This is a genomic window from Streptomyces sp. NPDC051243 (assembly GCF_044455405.1).
Taxonomy (GTDB): domain Bacteria; phylum Actinomycetota; class Actinomycetes; order Streptomycetales; family Streptomycetaceae; genus Streptomyces.
This window is the reverse complement of the sequence record NZ_JBITES010000001.1, coordinates 271501-290019: the sequence shown is the minus strand read 5'-3', so window position 1 is coordinate 290019 and position 18519 is coordinate 271501. Positions and strand designations below refer to the sequence as shown.

General features: G+C 71.9%; 20 protein-coding genes. 10 read left to right on the top strand and 10 right to left on the bottom strand.

Going from position 1 to position 18519, the window contains the following annotated elements; translation table 11 throughout:
• Window positions 1–135: 135 nt before the first annotated feature.
• Window positions 136–1329 (bottom strand): CaiB/BaiF CoA transferase family protein, encoded by a 1194-nt coding sequence (locus ACIBAG_RS01270; RefSeq protein ID WP_399099593.1) that lies wholly within the window; start codon window positions 1327–1329, stop codon window positions 136–138.
• An 83-nt stretch (window positions 1330–1412) separates the two neighbouring features.
• Complete coding sequence (locus ACIBAG_RS01265) at window positions 1413–1871, bottom strand: MarR family winged helix-turn-helix transcriptional regulator (RefSeq protein WP_399099591.1); 459 nt, start codon at window positions 1869–1871, stop codon at window positions 1413–1415.
• Window positions 1872–2097: 226 nt separating this feature from the next.
• On the opposite strand from ACIBAG_RS01265, the gene ACIBAG_RS01260 reads away from it, so the two are divergent.
• Window positions 2098–2451 carry a hypothetical protein gene (locus tag ACIBAG_RS01260; protein ID WP_399099589.1) on the top strand — a complete coding sequence of 118 codons (354 nt, stop codon included), beginning with the start codon at window positions 2098–2100 and terminating at the stop codon, window positions 2449–2451.
• Between the two features lie 15 nt (window positions 2452–2466).
• Here the strand turns inward: ACIBAG_RS01260 and ACIBAG_RS01255 are convergent, their stop codons facing one another.
• Both ACIBAG_RS01255 and ACIBAG_RS01250 read right to left on the bottom strand, forming a co-directional pair.
• Complete coding sequence (locus ACIBAG_RS01255; protein ID WP_399099587.1) at window positions 2467–3459, bottom strand: helix-turn-helix domain-containing protein; 993 nt, start codon at window positions 3457–3459, stop codon at window positions 2467–2469.
• Between the two features lie 159 nt (window positions 3460–3618).
• Window positions 3619–4593, bottom strand: coding sequence for an alpha/beta hydrolase (locus tag ACIBAG_RS01250; protein WP_399099585.1), 975 nt, complete (start codon window positions 4591–4593; stop codon window positions 3619–3621).
• 252 nt (window positions 4594–4845) lie between these two features.
• Here ACIBAG_RS01250 and ACIBAG_RS01245 point away from each other — a divergent pair, with 252 nt between their 5' ends.
• Window positions 4846–5811 (top strand): TerC family protein, encoded by a 966-nt coding sequence (locus ACIBAG_RS01245; RefSeq protein WP_399099583.1) that lies wholly within the window; start codon window positions 4846–4848, stop codon window positions 5809–5811.
• Between the two features lie 192 nt (window positions 5812–6003).
• Entirely contained in the window at window positions 6004–6885 is an 882-nt protein-coding gene (locus ACIBAG_RS01240) for an LLM class F420-dependent oxidoreductase (RefSeq protein ID WP_399099581.1), read from the top strand.
• Here ACIBAG_RS01240 and ACIBAG_RS01235 read toward each other — a convergent pair.
• Window positions 6861–7079, bottom strand: a complete 219-nt coding sequence (locus ACIBAG_RS01235) for a hypothetical protein (protein WP_399099579.1) — start codon at window positions 7077–7079, stop codon at window positions 6861–6863. The two genes, ACIBAG_RS01240 and ACIBAG_RS01235, sit on opposite strands and share 25 nt — an antisense overlap.
• 130 nt (window positions 7080–7209) lie before the next feature.
• Between ACIBAG_RS01235 and ACIBAG_RS01230 the strand changes: the two genes are divergently transcribed.
• Window positions 7210–8115 (top strand): LysR family transcriptional regulator, encoded by a 906-nt coding sequence (locus tag ACIBAG_RS01230; RefSeq protein WP_399099577.1) that lies wholly within the window; start codon window positions 7210–7212, stop codon window positions 8113–8115.
• Between the two features lie 51 nt (window positions 8116–8166).
• Here ACIBAG_RS01230 and ACIBAG_RS01225 read toward each other — a convergent pair whose 3' ends face one another.
• Complete coding sequence (locus ACIBAG_RS01225) at window positions 8167–8730, bottom strand: NADPH-dependent FMN reductase (RefSeq protein WP_399099575.1); 564 nt, start codon at window positions 8728–8730, stop codon at window positions 8167–8169.
• A gap of 100 nt (window positions 8731–8830) precedes the next feature.
• Between ACIBAG_RS01225 and ACIBAG_RS01220 the strand changes: the two genes are divergently transcribed.
• The 4 genes from ACIBAG_RS01220 to ACIBAG_RS01205 are packed head-to-tail and all read left to right on the top strand — an operon-like array spanning window position 8831 to window position 13298.
• Window positions 8831–9505 carry a TetR/AcrR family transcriptional regulator gene (locus ACIBAG_RS01220; RefSeq protein WP_399099573.1) on the top strand — a complete coding sequence of 225 codons (675 nt, stop codon included), beginning with the start codon at window positions 8831–8833 and terminating at the stop codon, window positions 9503–9505.
• A 58-nt stretch (window positions 9506–9563) separates the two neighbouring features.
• A complete protein-coding gene (locus tag ACIBAG_RS01215; protein WP_399099571.1) occupies window positions 9564–10598 on the top strand; it encodes a LacI family DNA-binding transcriptional regulator in 1035 nt (344 codons plus the stop codon).
• 54 nt (window positions 10599–10652) lie between these two features.
• A complete protein-coding gene (locus tag ACIBAG_RS01210; protein ID WP_399099569.1) occupies window positions 10653–11831 on the top strand; it encodes a 4-hydroxybenzoate 3-monooxygenase in 1179 nt (392 codons plus the stop codon).
• A 30-nt stretch (window positions 11832–11861) separates the two neighbouring features.
• Window positions 11862–13298 carry an aldehyde dehydrogenase family protein gene (locus tag ACIBAG_RS01205; RefSeq protein ID WP_399099567.1) on the top strand — a complete coding sequence of 479 codons (1437 nt, stop codon included), beginning with the start codon at window positions 11862–11864 and terminating at the stop codon, window positions 13296–13298.
• 44 nt (window positions 13299–13342) lie between these two features.
• On the opposite strand, the gene trxA is transcribed toward ACIBAG_RS01205, so the two are convergent.
• On the bottom strand, window positions 13343–13729 hold the full coding sequence (gene trxA, locus ACIBAG_RS01200; protein WP_031482176.1) for a thioredoxin: 387 nt from the start codon (window positions 13727–13729) through the stop codon (window positions 13343–13345).
• A 132-nt stretch (window positions 13730–13861) separates the two neighbouring features.
• Between trxA and ACIBAG_RS01195 the strand changes: the two genes are divergently transcribed.
• Window positions 13862–15295, top strand: a complete 1434-nt coding sequence (locus tag ACIBAG_RS01195; RefSeq protein ID WP_399099564.1) for a dihydrolipoyl dehydrogenase family protein — start codon at window positions 13862–13864, stop codon at window positions 15293–15295.
• Window positions 15296–15318: 23 nt separating this feature from the next.
• Here the strand turns inward: ACIBAG_RS01195 and ACIBAG_RS01190 are convergent, their stop codons facing one another.
• On the bottom strand, window positions 15319–15966 hold the full coding sequence (locus ACIBAG_RS01190) for a peptide deformylase (protein ID WP_399099562.1): 648 nt from the start codon (window positions 15964–15966) through the stop codon (window positions 15319–15321).
• 162 nt (window positions 15967–16128) lie between these two features.
• On the opposite strand from ACIBAG_RS01190, the gene ACIBAG_RS01185 reads away from it, so the two are divergent.
• Window positions 16129–17529, top strand: a complete 1401-nt coding sequence (locus ACIBAG_RS01185; RefSeq protein WP_399099560.1) for a PepSY-associated TM helix domain-containing protein — start codon at window positions 16129–16131, stop codon at window positions 17527–17529.
• Window positions 17530–17589: 60 nt separating this feature from the next.
• Here the strand turns inward: ACIBAG_RS01185 and ACIBAG_RS01180 are convergent, their stop codons facing one another.
• A complete protein-coding gene (locus ACIBAG_RS01180) occupies window positions 17590–17937 on the bottom strand; it encodes a tetratricopeptide repeat protein (protein ID WP_399099557.1) in 348 nt (115 codons plus the stop codon).
• Between the two features lie 64 nt (window positions 17938–18001).
• A complete protein-coding gene (locus tag ACIBAG_RS01175) occupies window positions 18002–18484 on the bottom strand; it encodes a MarR family transcriptional regulator (RefSeq protein WP_399099555.1) in 483 nt (160 codons plus the stop codon).
• Window positions 18485–18519: the final 35 nt, after the last annotated feature.

The following is an 18519-nucleotide window of genomic DNA, read 5'->3' as shown; positions in this document are numbered from 1 at the left end:
GTCGTGCGTGTCACCCACGCCTTACTGCCGCTGCTGCAGCGGTCCCCGGCGCTGGTCGTGGTGAACGTGAGCAGCGGCCTCGGTGGAGCCGGGCTTCACCGCCACCGACCTCAACGGGCGGACGGGTACGCAGCCCTAGACAACGGCGTCCGCGCGCAGAGCCGCGATCTCCTCTCCGGTACGCCCGAGTTGGGCGAGGATCGCCTCCGTGTGCTCGCCCACCTCGGGAACCGGGTCCATGCGCGCGGGCACTCCCGCGAGGTCGGCCGGCGGAAGCAGGGCCCGCGCCGTCGCGCCGCCCGGCACCGCGACCTCGCGCCAGCGGCCGCGGGCGGCAAGGACGGGGTGGTCGAGGAACGCGGCGACGTCATTGACCCCGGCACAGGCGATGCTGACGGCCTCCAGGTCCTTCAGGATCTCCTCGGCATCGGAGCGGGCACAGCGCTCGGCGACGACGGCGTTGAGCTCGTCGCGGTGGGCCACACGGGCGGAGCTCGTGGCGAAGCGCGGGTCGTCCGTGAGCTCCGGCCGGCCCAGGAACTCGGCGCACAGGACGGCCCACTCGCGCTCGTTCTGGATGGAGAACAGCACTTCCTTGCCGTCGGCGGCGGTGAAGGCGCCGTACGGAGCGAGGGTCGGGTGCTGGGTGCCCAGACGCGGCGGCTGCGTGCCTCCGTACTGCGTGTAGTAGGCGGGCTGCCCCATCCACTCGGCCAGCGCCTCGAACAGGGACACCTCCACCGGATGGGCCGTACCGGTGGTGGCGCGCGTGTAGAGGGCGGTGAGGATGCCGCTGTACGCGTACATCCCGGCGGCGATGTCGGCGACGGAGATGCCGACGCGCGCGGTCTCGTCGGGGGTTCCGCTCAGCGACACGAGCCCGGTCTGGCACTGGACCAGCAGGTCGTAGGACTTCCGGTCGGCCCACGGCCCGGAGGTGCCGTACCCGGAGATCGTGCACGGAACCAGCCGCGGCCACCGCTCCCGCAGCGCCTCGACACCCAGACCGAGGCGGTCGGCGGCACCGGGCGCCAGATTCTGTACGAACACGTCGGCACCGTCGAGGAGTTGGTGCAGGATTTCCCGGCCCCGGGGAGCCTTCAGATCCAGCGTGAGCGACTCCTTGGACCGGTTGAGCCAGACGAAATAGCTGGACTGCCCGTGCACCGTCGTGTCGTACCGGCGGGCGAAGTCCCCGTCCCCGGGCCGCTCGACCTTGATCACGCGCGCGCCGAGGTCGGCGAGCTGCCGGGTGGCGTACGGGGCGGCCACTGCCTGTTCGAGGCTGACCACGGTGATGCCGGACAAGGGGAGACTGGGCGCGCTCATGCGGGCCATTAGTACGTGTCCGTGCGAGGAGCCGTCAACGGCAGCCCGGACCGATGCGACAGCGCACCGGTCGCCGGGCCGGCTCAGACAGGGACGCGGAGGGTCTCCACGGCTCGTACCAGTGGGGCCAGTTCGGGATTCTTGGCGGCTTCGTCGAGGGCTTCGCGCAGCGCGGCCTCGTTGGTGGGGCGGGCTTCTTCGAGGAGTTCGAGGCCGGCTTCGGTGACGTCGGTGTAGATGCCTCGGCGGTCGGTGGGGCAGAGGTAGCGGGAGAGCAGGCCGCGGTCCTCGAGTCGGGTGACGAGGCGGGTGGTGGCGCTCTGGCTGAGGACGACCGCGTCGGCGACCTGTTTCATCTGCAGGTGGCCGCCTTCGCCGTTGTGCTGGCGGCTGAGGACGTCGAGCAGGGAGTACTCGCGCACGCTCAGGTCGTGCCCGGTCTGCAGGGCGCGCTCGATGTGCGCCTCGATCCTGCCGTGCAGCAGGGAAAGTGCGCACCAGCCCTGGGCGAGGGCGGTGAGCGCGGGGTCCGTGGCGGTCATGGCGCCGGTGTCCTCCGTCCCGGTGTGAAGTGTCCTCCAGGATAGGGCATCCGTGAAATTTCCAGCGAATGCGTGTAGAGCGCGCGTGCATGTACTTCCGGAAACCGCGTGCAGGGCCGGAAACCGCGTGCAGGGCCGGAAACCGCGTGCAGCGCCGAACTCCGCGCGCAACCCCGGCCGGAAACCCGTGGCCGTCGCACCGGCCGCCTGGGTATCGTCGTCGCCCATGATCAGCACGCCCCGGACCACCACACTCTGGCGACCGACCGGCCCCAAGGAGCTGGACCTGGTCCGCGAGCTGCAGTGGCGTGCCTGGCCGCCGAGGCTCCCCGAGCAGCCGATCTTCTACCCGGTGCTCAACGAGGACTACGCGGTGAGGATCGCCCGGGACTGGAACGTCAAGTACGACGGCGCCGGCTTCGTGACCCGGTTCGAGGTCGACTCCGACTTCCTGAGCCGGTATCCCGTCCAGCGGGCGGGCGGCGAGACGATCCTCGAACTGTGGGTGCCGGCCGAGGAGCTCGACGAGTTCAACACCCACATCGTCGGCACGATCGAGGTCGTGCACGAGTTCCGCTGACCGCGGCCGGCGCCCTCAGGGCCGCGCCAGATGCCGCATCGCCAGGGCCAGGCCCAGCCGGAACCTGCCCTGCGGTGTGCGCAGCGGCCAGCCCAGCAGGTGCTCGGCCTGTGCCAGCCGCTCCTGGAGGGTGGAGTGGTGGACGTTGATCTCGGCCGCCGCCGCCCGCAGGCTCACCGTCGAGGCGACGGCGTGCAGCGTGGCGAGCAGCCAGGGCGCGGCCGCCGCGGCCGACTCCAGAGCCTGTACGTCGGGCTGCGGCTCGGCGCCCGGTACGACGAGGTCGGCGAGGAGGGCTACGCAGCCCAGCTCGTCGGCGTGGACGACGCCCGGACCGGGGTCCTGCGCGGTGCCCTCGGCCGTGAAGCGGAGCGCGACGCGGGCCTGCGCCCAGGAGCGGGGAAGGTCGAGCACCGGGACGGCGGGGCCCACGCCCACCCGGCCGTCGGGCGGCTCGGGCTCCGGGTGAGCGGGGACTATGCGGGGGCGGCCGTCCAGCGGGGCGAGGACGCGGGCCGGTGCGGCGGGATCGAGCCCCAGCCGACGGGCCGCGTGCAGGCGCGCCGCCTCCGGGGCCGTGGCGTCGAGGAGGGTCTCGACCAGCGCCGGGTCGTCGGCCGGCGCCCGCCCGCGCGTCCGGTCCAGCACGAGCCGTACGGCACCGGCGGCCCGCTCCAGGATCACCGCGTCGACCACGCTGGGCTCCGCCGCCTCGGCCCGCTCCAGCCACAGTGCCGGAGCGCCGCCCGGCGTCAGCGCGGCGGAGGGCCAGGCGGGATCCGGGGGCGCCTCGCTCTCCCGGCGGGTCCCGTCGGCCTCGACCCGGACACGCACCCGCCGGTCCGCGTCCACCAGCCGCGCCGGCACCCCGGCCAGCACGGCGGCCCCGCGCACCAGCGTCTCCAGCCCGGCCCGAGCCTCGGCGAGCCGATCGAAGTAGGCGATGACCCGGACGGCGGCACCGGCGTCCGGATCGAGCGCGGTCAGGCGCCCGGCCAGCTCTTTCATAGGCCCATGGTGCGGTACGGCGTCAAGAGGCGGGGCCGTCACCGGCCTGAAGGGGGTGCGGGCCGCGTTCCCATGCGGCGCGCCGCGAGGGCGCGACAAGCCGCAGACGACCGCACCCGCGTGACAACAGGCCGGCGGACGATCAGGCGTGCGGCGACGTCACTGACCCAACAGCCGCCTGAGCCAAGCCAGCTGCGCCCCCCGGCAAGCCTGCGACAACGCCGCCTGAGGCGCGAACCCGTCGAAGCCGTGGAAACCGCCGGGCCACACATGCAGCTCGGCCACCCCACCCGCCTGCCAGATCCGGGACGCATAGGCCACGACCTCGTCGCGGAAGGTCTCCGCGGAGCCGACGTCGAGGAACGCCGGGGGCAGCCCGGTCAGGTCCTGCGCGCGGGCCGGCGCCGCGTACGCGGGCACGTCGGGGCCGCCACGGCGCTCACCGAGCAGCGCCGTCCAGCCGGTCTCGTTGGCCGTACGGTCCCAGATGCCGAGGCCCGCCATCTGATGGACGGACGGGGTGTCGTTGCGGTCGTCCAGCATCGGGCACATCAGCAGCTGACCGATCAGCTCCGGGCCCCGGCGGTCCCGGGTCAGCAGCGCGAGCGCCGCGGACAGTCCGCCACCCGCGCTGGCACCGGCGACGACGATCCGCTGCGGGTCGCCGCCCAGCTCGCCCGCGTGCTTCGCGGTCCACTCCAGGCCGGCGTAAACGTCCTCGATCTGCGCCGGGTACGGGTGCTCGGGCGCGAGGCGGTACTCCACGGACACCACGACCGCGTCCACCTCTTTCGCCCAGGCCAGCGGCATGTCCACGCCGACCCGGTTGTTGCCGATGACCAGGCCGCCGCCGTGGACGTGGTAGATCACCGGCCGCGGAGCCGAGCTCGCCGGGGCGGCCGGCCGGCAGATCAGCAGGGAGATCTCGGGCGCGCCCTCGGGGCCGGGCACCGTCCGGTCCTCGACCTCGAAGAAGCCGTCCATGGTCAGGTCCAGATCGGCCAGCATCTGGATGCCCGGACCCTGGCGGACCTCGGCTATCTCGTCCATCGTCAGGCCGGGCGAGATCATGTCCTTGATGAGCTCCAGGGCGGCGGCGAGCTCGGGATCGAACGGGGGCGGGACCTGGGGCATGGCTTCTCCTCACACGGGGGTCACACAGGGGCACGCGTGCCCGGCGGCTCTGCGACTGTGCGGCCATGATCCGCGCACGCGCCCCGGCCGGAGCGCCGCCGTTCGGCGGAACCTGCCCGCCGTACGGCGGGTGGCTCCCCCGCGTCCGGGAGATTGCCACGCCATGACTCTTTGTTCACCTGCCGTCGGTGGAAGGCACCGCAGGTCGGCGATCACGCTGTCAGGGCCCCACCTGCACCGGGAGTAACACCTGTGAACGTTTCCCCCACCGTCTGGCTGCTGACCATCCTGGCCCTGTGCGCGCTGGTCGCCGTGGACTTCTTCATCGGTCGCAAACCCCATGACGTTTCGATCAGGGAAGCGGGAACCTGGACGATCGTCTGGGTCGTGCTGGCCTGTCTGTTCGGCCTCGGCCTCTTCTCCTACGGCGGCGCCCGGCCCACGGGTGAGTTCTTCGCCGGGTACATCACGGAGAAGTCGCTCAGCGTCGACAACCTCTTCGTCTTCGTCCTGATCATGGCGAAGTTCGCGGTGCCCTCGCAGTACCAGCAGCGCGTCCTGATGATAGGCGTGATCATGGCCCTGGTGCTGCGCGCCGCCTTCATCGCGGCCGGCGCGGCGATCATCTCCACGTTCTCCTGGGTTTTCTACCTCTTCGGCGCCTTCCTGATCTGGACCGCCTGGAAGCTGGTCCAGGACGCCCGCAAGGAGGAGCACGAGGAGGAGTACCAGGAGAACAAGCTGCTGAAGATGGCGGAGCAGCGTTTCGGCGTGGCCGACCGCTACCACGGCACCAAGCTGTTCATCACGGAGAACGGCAAGCGGATCATGACTCCGATGCTGGTCGTGATGCTGGCGATCGGTTCCACCGACGTTCTGTTCGCCCTCGACTCCATCCCCGCGATCTACGGACTGACCCAGGACCCGTACATCGTCTTCACCGCCAACGCCTTCGCGCTGATGGGCCTCAGGCAGCTCTACTTCCTGATCGGCGGCCTGCTGAAGAAGCTCGTCCACCTCAGCTACGGCCTGTCGATCATCCTCGGCTTCATCGGCGTCAAGCTCGTCCTGCACGCGCTGCACGAGTCCGGCGTCCACGTCCCCGAGATCAGCATCCCCTTCTCGCTCGGCTTCATCGTGCTCGTTCTCGCGGTGACGACGGTGACCAGTCTGCGCGCTTCGAAGAAGCAGGAGCAGGCGCAGGCGACACGCGGGTGAACAGCTGCCGGGTCGGCGCCTGAGGGTGCTGCACGCCACGGGACTCGTCACCCGGACCCGGGTCGGATGGAGAGTGCTGTCCGGGCGCACCCCTTCGGGCGACCGACTCGCCGGGCGGCCTTGACTTCGAGAGCGCTCGAAGAACTAGCGTCGTCCGGGTCGGTGAACGGTCCGGGTGAACGGAGACAGGCCATGCGGGTCGGGGTGCACATCAACCGTTTCGACCATTCCGGTGGAGGCCCCGCGCTCGGTGCCGAACTCGCCGCCGCGGGCACCGCCGCCGAGGCGGCCGGTGTGAGCTGGCTGTCAGTGATGGACCACTACTTCCAGATGGAGTTCAACGACCGCGCCGAGGACCCCATGCTGGAGGCCTACACGACCCTCGGCTACCTCGCCGCCCACACCTCCAGGGTCCGTCTCGGCGCCCTGGTGACCGGCGTGACCTACCGTCATCCCGGCCTGCTGGCCAAGATCGCCACCACCCTCGACGTGCTGTCCGGCGGCCGGGCCACCCTCGGGATCGGCGCCGCCTGGTACGGCCGCGAGCACGAAGGTCTCGGCGTGCCGTTCCCGTCCGTCGCCGAGCGCTTCGAGCGGCTCGAGGAGACCCTGCGGATCTGCCTCCAGATGTGGGACCCGGAGACCGACGGCCCCTTCGAGGGCAAGCACTACCGGCTGGCCGAGACCCTCTGCGTACCGGCACCTATCAGCACTCCGCACCCCGAGATCATGATCGGCGGGGGCGGGGAGAGGAAGACGCTCCGGCTGGTGGCCCGGTACGGCGACGCGTGCAACCTGTTCACCACCTCGCCGGAGGAGGTCAGGCACAAGCTCGATGTGCTGCGCCGCCACTGCGAGACCGAGGGCCGTGACTACGACGGGATCCGCAAGACCGTCGCCTACGGCGGGGACCCGGCCACCCGGGGCGACCTCGACGCGTTCACCCGGGAGATCACGGGCTACACCGAGCTCGGGATCGACACCGTGATCCTCTCCCCGCGCCTGGGCGAGACCGCCGCCTGGATGGAGAGCTTCGTGGCTCCGGCCGTTCAGCGGCTGGCTGAACTCGACTGAGCCTCGGCGGGACGGCTGCGGGAGACGACACGCGTCCCGCGGCCGTCGACGACCCGCATCTGCAGCGATCCGCAGCCGCAGCGCGTCCAGAGCGTGTGGCCGGCGGCGGTGCCGTGCCGGGAGAGCACCTGGAAGGGCTCGGCGCCGTCGGGCCAACCGCAGTGCGGGCAGACGGTGGCGGTCGGGCTGGTCATGGCGACTCCTCGTACCTCGTGGCTGGTCGGCCGTGTGGCTGGTTGACCGTCGCGACACCACCAAGGGTGCGATGCGCGTTCATACACGTCCAGGTTGACTTTCCGGACCTCACCTTGAAGCGTGGGCTTCATGATTGACCTGCGCCGACTGCACGTACTGAGGGCCGTGGCGCACTACGGCACGGTCACCGCCGCCGCCAACGCCCTGCACTTCACCCCCTCCGCCGCCTCCCAGCAGATCCGCCAGCTCGCCCGCGACCTGGGCGTCGACCTGCTCGAACCGCAGGGCCGAGGGGTCCGCCTCACCGCGGCCGCCGAGAGCCTGCTCGCCCACGCCGACGCGATCGCGGCGCGCTGGGAGGAGGCCGAGTTCGACCTGCGCGCCGAACACAGTGCCCCCGCCGGACAGCTGCGGGTCTGCGGTTTCTCCACGGCCGTGTCGGTGCTGCTGGCGCCGATGGCCGTACGGCTGCGGGAGAGGCACCCGAGGCTGACCGTGCGCATCCAGGAGACCGGCGTCCCGGCGAGCTTCGACCTGCTCTTCGCGGGTGAGATCGAACTGGCGGTGGTGGAGGTGACCCCGCACAACCCGCCGCTGGGCGACGCCCGCTTCGACCAGCAGCCGCTGCTCGACGAGCCGTACGACCTGGTCGTTGAGCAGGATCATCCGCTGGCCCGGCACCAACAGGTGGACCTGGCGGAGGCCGCGCACGAGGACTGGATCGCGCCGGTGCCGGACAGCCCCTGCCGTCCCCATGTGATGTCGGCGTGCGGGGCCGCCGGCTTCACCCCGAACGTGATCCATCACGCCGTGGACTGGAACGTCACCGCCCACCTGATCGCCCACCGCCTCGGTGTCGCCCTGATCCCACGGCTGGCCCAGTTGCCCCCGCACCTGCCGATCACCCGGATCCGCTGCGCCCGCGAGCCGCGCCGCAGGCTGCTCACCTGCACCCGCCGGGGCGGCCGGGAACGCCCGGCGGTGGCCGCGGCGCTGGGCGTGCTGCGGGAGCTGGCGCCCACGGCGGTGGCCTGACACGAGGAGAGGCCGGAGCCCAGGGGGCGCCGGCCTCTGTCAGGGAACCGATCAGGCGGCGACGGGCTCGCCCGCGTTGCCGTGGACGCGCGCGATGACCTCGGTCAGCTGCGCGGCGACCTCGGCGTCGTCGACGGGGTGCGTCTCGGCGAAGCGGACCACGGAGCCGGGGATGGACAGCTTGACGTCCTCCAGAACCTTGCCGCCGGCGATGCCCACGGCCTTGCGGGTCTCGTCCTGCGCCCACACACCGCCGTACTGGCCGAAGGCGGTGCCGACCACGGCGACCGGCTTGCCGCCGAAGGCGCCGGCGCCGTACGGGCGGGACAGCCAGTCGATGGCGTTCTTCAGCACGGCCGGGATGGTGCCGTTGTACTCGGGGGAGAAGAGCAGGAACGCGTCGGAGGCCTGCGCGGCCTCGCGCAGCTTGGTGGCGGCGGCCGGGACGCTGCCCTCGACGTCGATGTCCTCGTTGTAGAACGGGATGTCGGCCAGGCCCTCGAAGAGCACGACCTCGGCGCCCTCGGGAGCGAGCTTGACGGCCGCCTCGGCCAGCTGACGGTTGTGCGAACCGGCACGAAGGCTGCCGACGAGCGCGAGGATGCGAACAGACATGCGAACTCCCAGGGATGCTGAAACACTGCCGTTACGATCCGGACCGAGGTCCGTTTTCTTTCTAGCACCTCAAGCGGACCGCGGTCCAGTTTCATTCCCGATGCTCTACGCTGGCTTCATGCCCGCCGACCTGCCGTCCTTCCCGCAGCCTCAGGAGCCCCTCGACACACCCCAGTTGCTCGAGGTCGGCTCCGACCTCGACGAGCCCTGCCTGCGCGCCGACGCGGCCCGCAACCGCGCCAGGCTGCTGGAGGCGGCCGCCGAGCTGATCGCGGAGCACGGCGCGGCCGGGGTCACGATGGAGGCGGTGGCCGCGGCGGCCGGCGTGGGCAAGGGCACGGTCTTCCGCCGCTTCGGCGACCGCACCGGCCTGCTGACGGCGCTGCTGGACCACTCCGCGCGCAAGCTGCAGGCCGACTTCCTCGGCGGCCCGCCGCCGCTGGGCCCGGGGGCACCGCCGGTCGACCGGCTGCGCGCGTTCGGCGTGGCGGTGCTGTACCGCACGGCCGAGCAACTGGACCTGCACCTGGCCGCCCAGCCGGAGCCGACCCGGCGCTTCAGCCACCCGGCGCGCCGGGGGCTGCACACCCACGTCACGGTGCTGCTGCGGCAGATCATGCCCGACGCCGACTGCGATCTCCTCGCCCAGACGCTCATGGCGTATCTGGACCCCGCCCTGATCAACCACCTGAACAGGCAGTGCGGAATGCCGATGGAGCGGCTGGAGAAGGGCTGGACCGACCTCGTCGCCCGCGTGACGAGCACGGGGACGTGAACGGGCGGGGGCCCTGAGCTGAGCCTCGCTCAGAGCTTCTGCAAGGATGCGCTACGTCATGGTGCAGATACCGAAAACGCCCGCGCCCGCCTCCCCCGCACCGCGCTCGGTACCCACGAGCGCCGATGTGGCCCGCCTGGCCGGCGTCTCGCGCGCGACCGTCTCCTACGTCCTCAACAACACCAGCGCCGTCCGGATCAGCGAGCCCACCCGTCGCCGCGTCCACGAAGCCGCGAAGGAACTGGGGTACGTCCCGCACGCGGCCGCCCGGAGTCTGCGCGCCGGGCACAGCCGCATGGTCCTGATGCCCGCCCCGAGCTTTTCCGGCGGCCCGCTCTACAGTCGGTTCCTGGGTGACCTCCAGGCCGCGCTGGGCCGCCTCGACTACACCGTCGTACAGCACGCAAGCGTCGGTCTGCACGGCGACGAGGCCGCCCGCGCGTGGGCCGAGCTGCGTCCGGTCGCCGTCCTGGTGCCGGGCTCCGGGCTCTGCCCCAAGGGTGTGACCGTGCTCAAGCGGTCCGGCGCGCGGGCCGTCGTCACCATCGGCCCCGAGTCCGTCGAGGGCGCCCACGCGCTGTTGATGGACTACGAGGCTGTCGGCCACTGCGCGGGACGCCACCTCTACGACCGCGGCCGGCGGCGTATCGGCGTGGTCGTGCCCGAGGAGGAAAGGCTGCAGTCCTTCTCCGCGCCCCGTCTCGAAGGCGTACGCCGCGCCCTGAACGGCACGGACGCCACCGTGACCCCGCTGTCCCTCGCCTACGACGAGGAGTCGGCGGCGCGCCTCGCCGCCCGCTGGCGCGACCTCGGCCTCGACGCCGTGTTCGCCTACAACGACGAGTACGCGATGCTGCTGATGCGCGCCCTGCAGGACGAGGGCCTGCGCATCCCCGCCGACACGGCCGTCATCGGCGCCGACGACCTGATGCTCGGACGGCTGCTGCGGCCTAGGCTGAGCACCGTCCACATAGAGCTGCCGTCCGGCCGCGACCTCGCGGAACTGGTCGACCGCGCGGTGCAGAGCCCCGGCGCCGCGCCCCAGACGCACAAGGTGCTGGGGGCGTCGGTGGTGCACCGCGAGTCCAGCTGAGTTACCGCGGGTCCGGCCGGCGCGGGAGGCACCGCCGAGGCAGGGAGACGTGGCATGCGCACCAGGGTCGGCATCATCGGCGGCGGCCCCGCCGGCCTGCTGCTCGCCCGCCTGCTGCACCGTGCCGGCATCGACTGCGTGGTCCTGGAGAGCCGGACGCGGGAGTACGTCGAGCAGCGCCAGCGGGCCGGGATGCTGGAGCAGGGCACGGTCCACGCGCTGCAGGAAGCCGGCGCCGCCGAGCGGCTGCAGGCCGAGGGGCTGGTGCACCAGGGCATCGAGCTGCGCTTCGCCCGCGAACGCCACCACATCGACTTCCCGGCCCTCACCGGTGGCCGTACCGTGACGATCTACGCCCAGACCGAGATCGTGAAGGACCTCGTCGCCCTCCAACTCGCCGACGGGCCACCGCTGTTGTTCGAGGCCGAGGCCCTCGCGGTCGAGAAAGCGGAGAGCGACGCACCCGTCGTCCGGTTCCGGCACGAGGGTCGCGAGCAGACGCTGACCTGCGACTGGGTCGCCGGCTGCGACGGCTTCCACGGCATCTCCCGCGAAGCCATCCCGGCCGGGGCCGGGCGGTCGTACGCGCACGACTACCCGTACTCGTGGCTCGGCGTGCTGGCCGAAGTGCCGCCTTCCTGCGACGAGTTGATCTACGCGCGCGGTGAACGCGGGTTCGCCCTGCACAGCATGCGCTCACCGTCCGTGTCCCGGCTCTACCTCCAGGTCCCCAACGGCACCGACCCCGACGACTGGCCCGACGACCGCGCCTGGGACGAACTCGCCGCCCGCTTCGCCGTCGACGGCGACTGGACGCTGCACCGCGGCCCCATCACCAGCAAGTCCGTGACGACCATGCGCAGTTACGTCCACGAGCCGATGCGCCACGGCCGGCTCCTGCTCGCCGGGGACGCCGCCCACATCGTCCCGCCGACCGGAGCCAAGGGCCTCAACCTCGCGGTGTCGGACGTACGGGTCCTGGCCCGAGCCCTCACCGCCCTGTACCGCACAGGGAGCGCGCAACTTCTCGACAGCTACTCCGCGTTGTGTCTGCAACGTGTGTGGCAGGCCACCCGTTTCTCGGACGACATGACTAGGATGTTGCATGCTCAACCAAATGGGGATGCGTTCGACGACCGGATGCAGCTCGCAAGGCTGCGCCGGATCACCGCATCCCGTCACGCGGCCGCCGAACTGGCGGCGAACTACTCGGGACTTCCGCTCCCCGTGTGAGTCCCGCCGGTGATCGAACGGAGAGTCGCAATGCCGTTGCTCGACCCCAAGACCTGGCAGTCCAGCTCCCTGTCGGGAGACGAGTACGCCGTCACCGAGCCCGCCACCGGCGACACCCTCGGCACCGTCACCCTGGCCACCGCCGAGGACGTCGGTACGGCCGCCCAGGCCGCGCGTGCCGCCCAGTCCGAGTGGGCGCGCGTGCCGCACTTCGTGCGCGCCGGTGTACTGCGCAAGGCCGGAGACCTGTTCGCCGCGCACGCCGAGGAACTGCGCGACTGGATCGTCCGCGAGTCGGGGTCGATCCCCGGCAAGGCCGACTTCGAGCTGCACGTTGCTGCCCAGGAGTGCTACGAGGCCGCTGCCCTCGCCTCCCGTCCGGCGGGTCAGATCCTGCCCAGCGAGGCACCTCGCCTGTCGTACACGCGCCGGGTCCCGGTCGGCGTCGTCGGTGTGATCTCGCCGTTCAACGCCCCGCTGATCCTGTCCATCCGCTCGGTCGCCCCGGCCCTCGCGCTCGGCAACGCGGTGGTGCTGAAGCCGGACCCGCGCACCGCGGTCTGCGGCGGGCTGTCGCTGGCCGCGGTCTTCGCCGAGGCGGGTCTCCCGGAGGGGCTGCTGCACATCCTGCCGGGCGGCCCCGAGGCGGGCCAGGCTCTGGTGGCCGACCCGCGGGTGCCCGTGATCTCCTTCACCGGGTCCACGGCCGCGGGCCGCGCCGTCGGCGAGGCCGCCGGGCGGCATCTCAAGCGCGCGCACCTGGAGCTCGGCGGCAACTCCGCGCTGATCGTGCTGGAGGACGCCGACATCGACGCGGTGATCTCCACGGCGGCCTGGGGATCCTTCTTCCACCAGGGCCAGATCTGCATGACGACCGGCCGCCACCTGGTCCACCAGTCCCTGTACGCGGAGTACGTCGAGCGGCTCGCCGCCAAGGCCGACTCCCTCGCCGTCGGCGACCCGCACCGCGCCCAGGTCCACCTCGGCCCCCTCATCGACGCCGGCCAGCTGGGCAAGGTGCACGGACTGGTGGAGGCCAGCACCTCACGGGGCGCCAAGCTGGCGGCGGGCGGCACCCACGAGGAGCTCTTCTACCGGCCGACCGTGCTCGCGGGCGTCGACGACGACACCCCCGCGTACGCCGAGGAGGTCTTCGGCCCCGTCGCGCCCGTTCGCCCCTTCAGCACCGCCGACGAGGCCGCCGCGCTCGCCGCCGCGAGCTCCTACGGTCTCTCCCTGGGCATCGTCACCGGGGACGCCGCCCGCGGCCTCGACCTGGCCGAGCGCATCCCGACCGGCATCGTGCACATCAACGACCAGACCGTGAACGACGAGGCCGTCGCCCCCTTCGGCGGCATCGCCGCCTCCGGCACCGGCGCCCGGTTCGGCGGCGAGGCCAACCTGGAGGCGTTCACCGACGTGCGCTGGACGACGGTGCGCGGGGACGTGGCGGCGTACCCCTTCTAAACGGGTCCGGACGGGGTTCCTGCCGGTCCTCCGGACCCTGGGCCCTACTGGCCGTTCTGCTCCGCCTGCTCCTGCTGGGCGGCAACGGCCTTGCGGACCTCGTCCATGTCCAGCTTCCGGGCCTGCCCGATGACGTCCGTGAGGGCGGCCTCGGGCAGGGCACCAGGCTGCGCGAACACGGCGACACGGTCACGGACGATCATCAGCGTCGGAATCGACTGGATACCGAAGGCGGCGGCCAGCTCCGGCTGCGCCTCGGTGTCCACCTTGCCGAACACCAGGTCCGGGTTGTCCTCGGCGGCCTTCTCGTAGACCGGCGCGAACTGACGGCACGGCCCGCACCAGGATGCCCAGAAGTCGATCAGGACGAACTCGTTGTCCGTGACCGTCTGGTCGAAGTTCTCCTTGGTGAGCTCCACGGTGCTGCTCATGGCGATATCCCTCTTCCTGGTATCGGGGCGAAGCCGTCGGCGACAACACGGCCGTACGGTTGCGTATTCCGCTGGGTATTCGGCGCGCGTACCCGTGTGGCCACGCCGCACACCACCCGCAAGACTGACCCCATGACGGAAACGGATTCCATCGCGTACGACGTCGTGGTCCTCGGGGCCGGGCCCGTGGGGGAGAACGTGGCCGACCGCACCCGTGCGGCCGGACTGACCACCGCGGTCGTGGAGAGCGAACTGGTCGGCGGCGAGTGCTCGTACTGGGCGTGCATGCCCAGCAAGGCCCTGCTGCGCCCGGTCATCGCCCAGGCCGACGCCCGCCGCCTGCCCGGCCTCAGCCAGGCCGTGCAGGGCCCCCTCGACTCGGCCGCCGTCTTCGCCCGGCGCAACGAGTACACCTCGAACTGGCACGACGACGGCCAGGTCGGCTGGCTGAACGGCATCGGCGCCGACCTCTACCGCGGCCACGGCCGCCTCACCGGACCCCGCACCCTGGAGGTGACCGGCCCGGACGGTGCCCGGCACGTCCTGACCGCCCGCCACGCCGTCGCCGTGTGCACCGGCAGCCGGGCCGTGGTGCCGGACCTGCCCGCACTCGCCGACGTCAAGCCGTGGACCAGCCGCGAGGCCACCGGCGCCCAGGACGTGCCCGGGCGGCTGGTCGTGGTCGGCGGGGGAGTGGTCGCCACCGAGATGGCCACGGCCTATCAGGCGCTCGGCTCCCGGGTCACGCTCCTCGTCCGCGGCAAGGGACTGCTGAACCGCATGGAGCCCTTCGCCGGCGAACTCGTCGCCGACGCGCTCACCGAGGCCGGCGCCGACGTCCGCACCGGGACCTCGGCCGAGTCGGTGACCAGGGAGAACGGCACCGTCGTGGTCGTCACCGACCATGGCGACCGGATCGAGGCCGACGAAATCCTCTTCGCGACCGGGCGCGCCCCGCGCACCGACGACATCGGCCTGGACACGGTCGGCCTGGAGCCCGGCTCCTGGCTGGAGGTCGACGACACCCTGCGGGTCACCGGCAGCGAGTGGCTCTATGCGGTGGGCGACGTCAACCACCGGGCGCTCCTCACCCACCAGGGCAAGTACCAGGCCCGCATCGCGGGCGCGGCCATCGCCGCCCGCGCCTCCGGCGTCCCCCTGCTGGAGTCCGACCCCTGGAGCGCCCACGCGGCCACCGCCGACCACGCCGCCGTCCCCCAGGTCGTCTTCACCGATCCCGAGGCCGCCGCCGTGGGCCTGTCCCTGGCGGAGGCGGAACAGGCCGGCCACCGCGTCCGCGCCGTGGACTACGACCTCGCCTCGGTATCCGGGGCGTCGCTGTACGGCGACGGCTACCGCGGGCGCGCCCGCATGGTCGTCGACCTGGAGCGCGAGGTCCTGCTCGGCGTGACCTTCGTCGGCCCCGGCGTCGGCGAACTCATCCACTCGGCGACCATCGCGGTCGCCGGGCAGGTGCCGATAAGCAGGCTGTGGCACGCGGTCCCGTCGTACCCGACGATCAGCGAGGTGTGGCTGCGGCTGCTGGAGTCGTACCGCGACAACTGACGTACCGCCGCCGACCGGCGTACTCACTCGGGCAGTTGGAAACCCAAGGCCTTCGCCGCCTCGCCCGGGGCCGGCTGCGCCCAGTACTCGGCCACCGCCTGGTTCGAGGACAGTGAACGCAGCTCGGCCCGGTCCAGGTAGAGCAGGCCGTCGAGGTGGTCCGTCTCGTGCTGCACGATCCGGGCGGGCCACCCCGTGAACACCTCGTCGACCGCGCGCCCGCGTTCGTCCTGGCAGGTCAGCCGTACCTCGGCGGGCCGTGCCACCACCGCCTGATAGCCCGGGACGCTCAGACAGCCCTCGAAGAACGCGGCGCGGGCGGAACCCACGGGTTCGTACGCCGGGTTCACCAGCACCCGGAACGGCTGCGGCACTCTCCCGCGCGTCAGCCGCACCTCCTCCGGCACCGGGGCCGGGTCCTCGATCACCGCGATCCGCAGCGGCACACCGACCTGCGGTGCCGCGAGGCCGACGCCCGGCGCCGCGTGCATGGTGATCCGCAGGGCCTCGACGAAGCGGCCCAGCAGCGCCGGATCCAGTTGGCCGTCGAAGTGCTCGGTGGGACGCCGCAGCACCGGATCGCCGGCCGCCACGATGGGCAACGGGCCCTCGGATGCGAGGAGTTGCTCGATCTGCTCGGCCAGGGGTGCGCGGTCGCTCGGAGGTGCCATCGCGCCAGCATGCCATGGCTCCTGTGGAACCGGCCGATTCTCGTGTGACGCAGGCCACTTAACGCGTCCGGAACTCGAGGGACCTCTCATCCGACTACTGGACCGCTACAGCAGAGAGAAGAACGTCCCCGCTCCCCGTCCCACGCCCCGGAGATGCCGCCGATGTCCACCGCTCCCTCGACCGCCACGGAGGAGGCGTCGCAACCCGACGCCCCGGCGTCGCCGCCCAGCAGATGGGCACCGCTGCGTCCGCTGATCCTGCGACTGCACTTCTACGCCGGAGTGCTCGTCGCGCCCTTCCTGCTCGTCGCCGCGGCCACCGGCTTCCTGTACGCCGGAGCGTTCCAGGCCGAGAAGCTCGTGTACTCCCACGAGATGACCGTCCCCGTCGGTGACGCGAAACTGCCGATATTCGAGCAGGTCGCCGCCGCGCGCAAGGCCCATCCCGAGGGCACGGTCTCGGCGGTGCGGCCCTCGCCTGCGGACGACGCCTCCACCAGGGTCCTGCTGTCCGGTGTCCAGGGCGTCAACCCCGACCACACACTCGCCGTGTTCGTCGACCCGTACACCGCCGAGGTGCGCGGCGCCCTCGAACAGTACGGTTCGACCGGCGCGCTGCCCCTGCGCACCTGGATCGACGAGTTCCACCGCGACCTCCACCTCGGCGGGACCGGCCGCCTCTACAGCGAGTTGGCGGCGAGCTGGCTGTGGGTGATCGCGGCCGGCGGCCTGGTGCTGTGGTTCACCCGCCGCCGCGCCCTGCGCAAGGTGCGGGGCACCAGCGGCCGCCGCCGTACGCTCGGCCTGCACGGCACCGTCGGCGTCTGGGCCGCGATCGGGTTCCTCTTCCTGTCGGCGACCGGCCTGACCTGGTCGGCGTACGCCGGTGCCAACATCGACGAACTGCGCACCTCGCTCGGCCAGGCCACCCCGTCCGTCTCGGCCTCGACGGGCGGCGACCACGGGGGTCACGGCGCCGCCGCCGGCACCGGCGGGAGCGGCGAGCACGGTGTCGGCCTCGACAAGGTCCTGGCCGCCGCGCGCGCCGAGGGTCTGGGTGATCCCGTGGAGATCGTGCCGCCCGCCGACGACTCGTCCGCGTACGTGGTGAAGCAGGTGCAGCGCAGCTGGCCGACGAAGCAGGACTCGGTCGCGATCGACCCGGCCACCGGCGAGGTCACCGACGTACTGCGCTTCGCCGACTACCCCGTGCTCGCCAAGCTGACCCGCTGGGGCATCGACCTGCACACCGGGGTCCTGTTCGGGCTGGTCAACCAGATCGCTCTGATGCTGCTGGCGCTGTCGCTGATCCTGCTGATCGCGTGGGGCTACCGCATGTGGTGGCAGCGCGGTCGCGGCTCCGCCTTCGGGCGGCCCGTCCCGCGCGGCGCCTGGCAGCAGGTGCCTCCGCTGATCCTGGTCCCGCTGGTGGCGGTGGTCGCCGTGATCGGCTACTTCGTGCCGCTCCTCGGCATCTCGCTGGCCGCCTTCATCGTCGTGGACGTCGTGCTGGGCGAGGTGGCCCATCGGCGGGGGAAACGGACGCCCGCGGCAGCGAAGTAGGGCAGGGAACCAGAAGACTTGGGGCCCGGTTTCCGGGGGGATCCGGGCCCCTCGCCATGCTCAGAGCTGCTCGAAGTCGCCGGCCAGCGCCGAGGCGAGGCGCATGTGCGGCTCCGCCTCCGCGTGCTGTCCCTGCCGTTGCAGGGTGCGGCCCAGCATCAGCCGGGCGTACTGCTCGACGGGGTCGCGCTCGATGACGACGCGCAACTCGCGCTCCGCGCGCCGCAGTTGGGCCGAGTGGTAGTAGGCGCGCGCCAGCAGCAGCCGCGGTCCGGTCTGCTCGGGCGCCTCCTCGACCAGCTTTCCGAGGACGCGCGCGGCGGCGGCGTAGTCCTTGGCGTCGAAGAACATCTGCGCGCGCTCCCAGCGCTCGGCCGGTGTTCCGTGGTCGTAGTACGTCGTGTCCACTCGTGACCTCCTTCGACTTCGACGCCGTCAACGGAGGGCGATAGTTCAATATTCCATCACTGGTTCAGTGGGTCATGGCGGCGAGTTCGGCGTCGGCCCGCTCGGTGATGAGGGCCAGTACGCGTCCGGCGGCGGCAAGATCCTCGGTCGGGATGCCGGCGTAGATCCGGGCGGTGATGGGTGCGGTCTCGGCGGAAGTGCTGTCATGGAGCTCCCGTCCGGCGTCCGTGATCCGTACCCGGGACCCCTCCTGAGGGGCCAGCAGCTCCGCGGTGGTCAGTTCGTCGATCACGGAGCGAGCCTCTGCTGCGTCGATCTTGAGTGCGCCCACGACACCGTCGACGAGGTGGTCGCGCTCGACCGGTCCGTCCGCGACGGCGACGAGCCGGAGGGTGACGGACTGCTGGAATGTCGCGCCGTGGCGGGCCAGGACACGCTCGAGGAGCGCGCGGCCGGCGTAGTGGGCCAGGGCTATTACTCGGGGGCCGAGCAGGGGAGTGGTGGACATCGGGGGGTTGGTGCCGGCCGAGGCATTGGCGGTGGTCATGGCTGCTCCTTGTCGAACTCGTCGAACTCATCGAA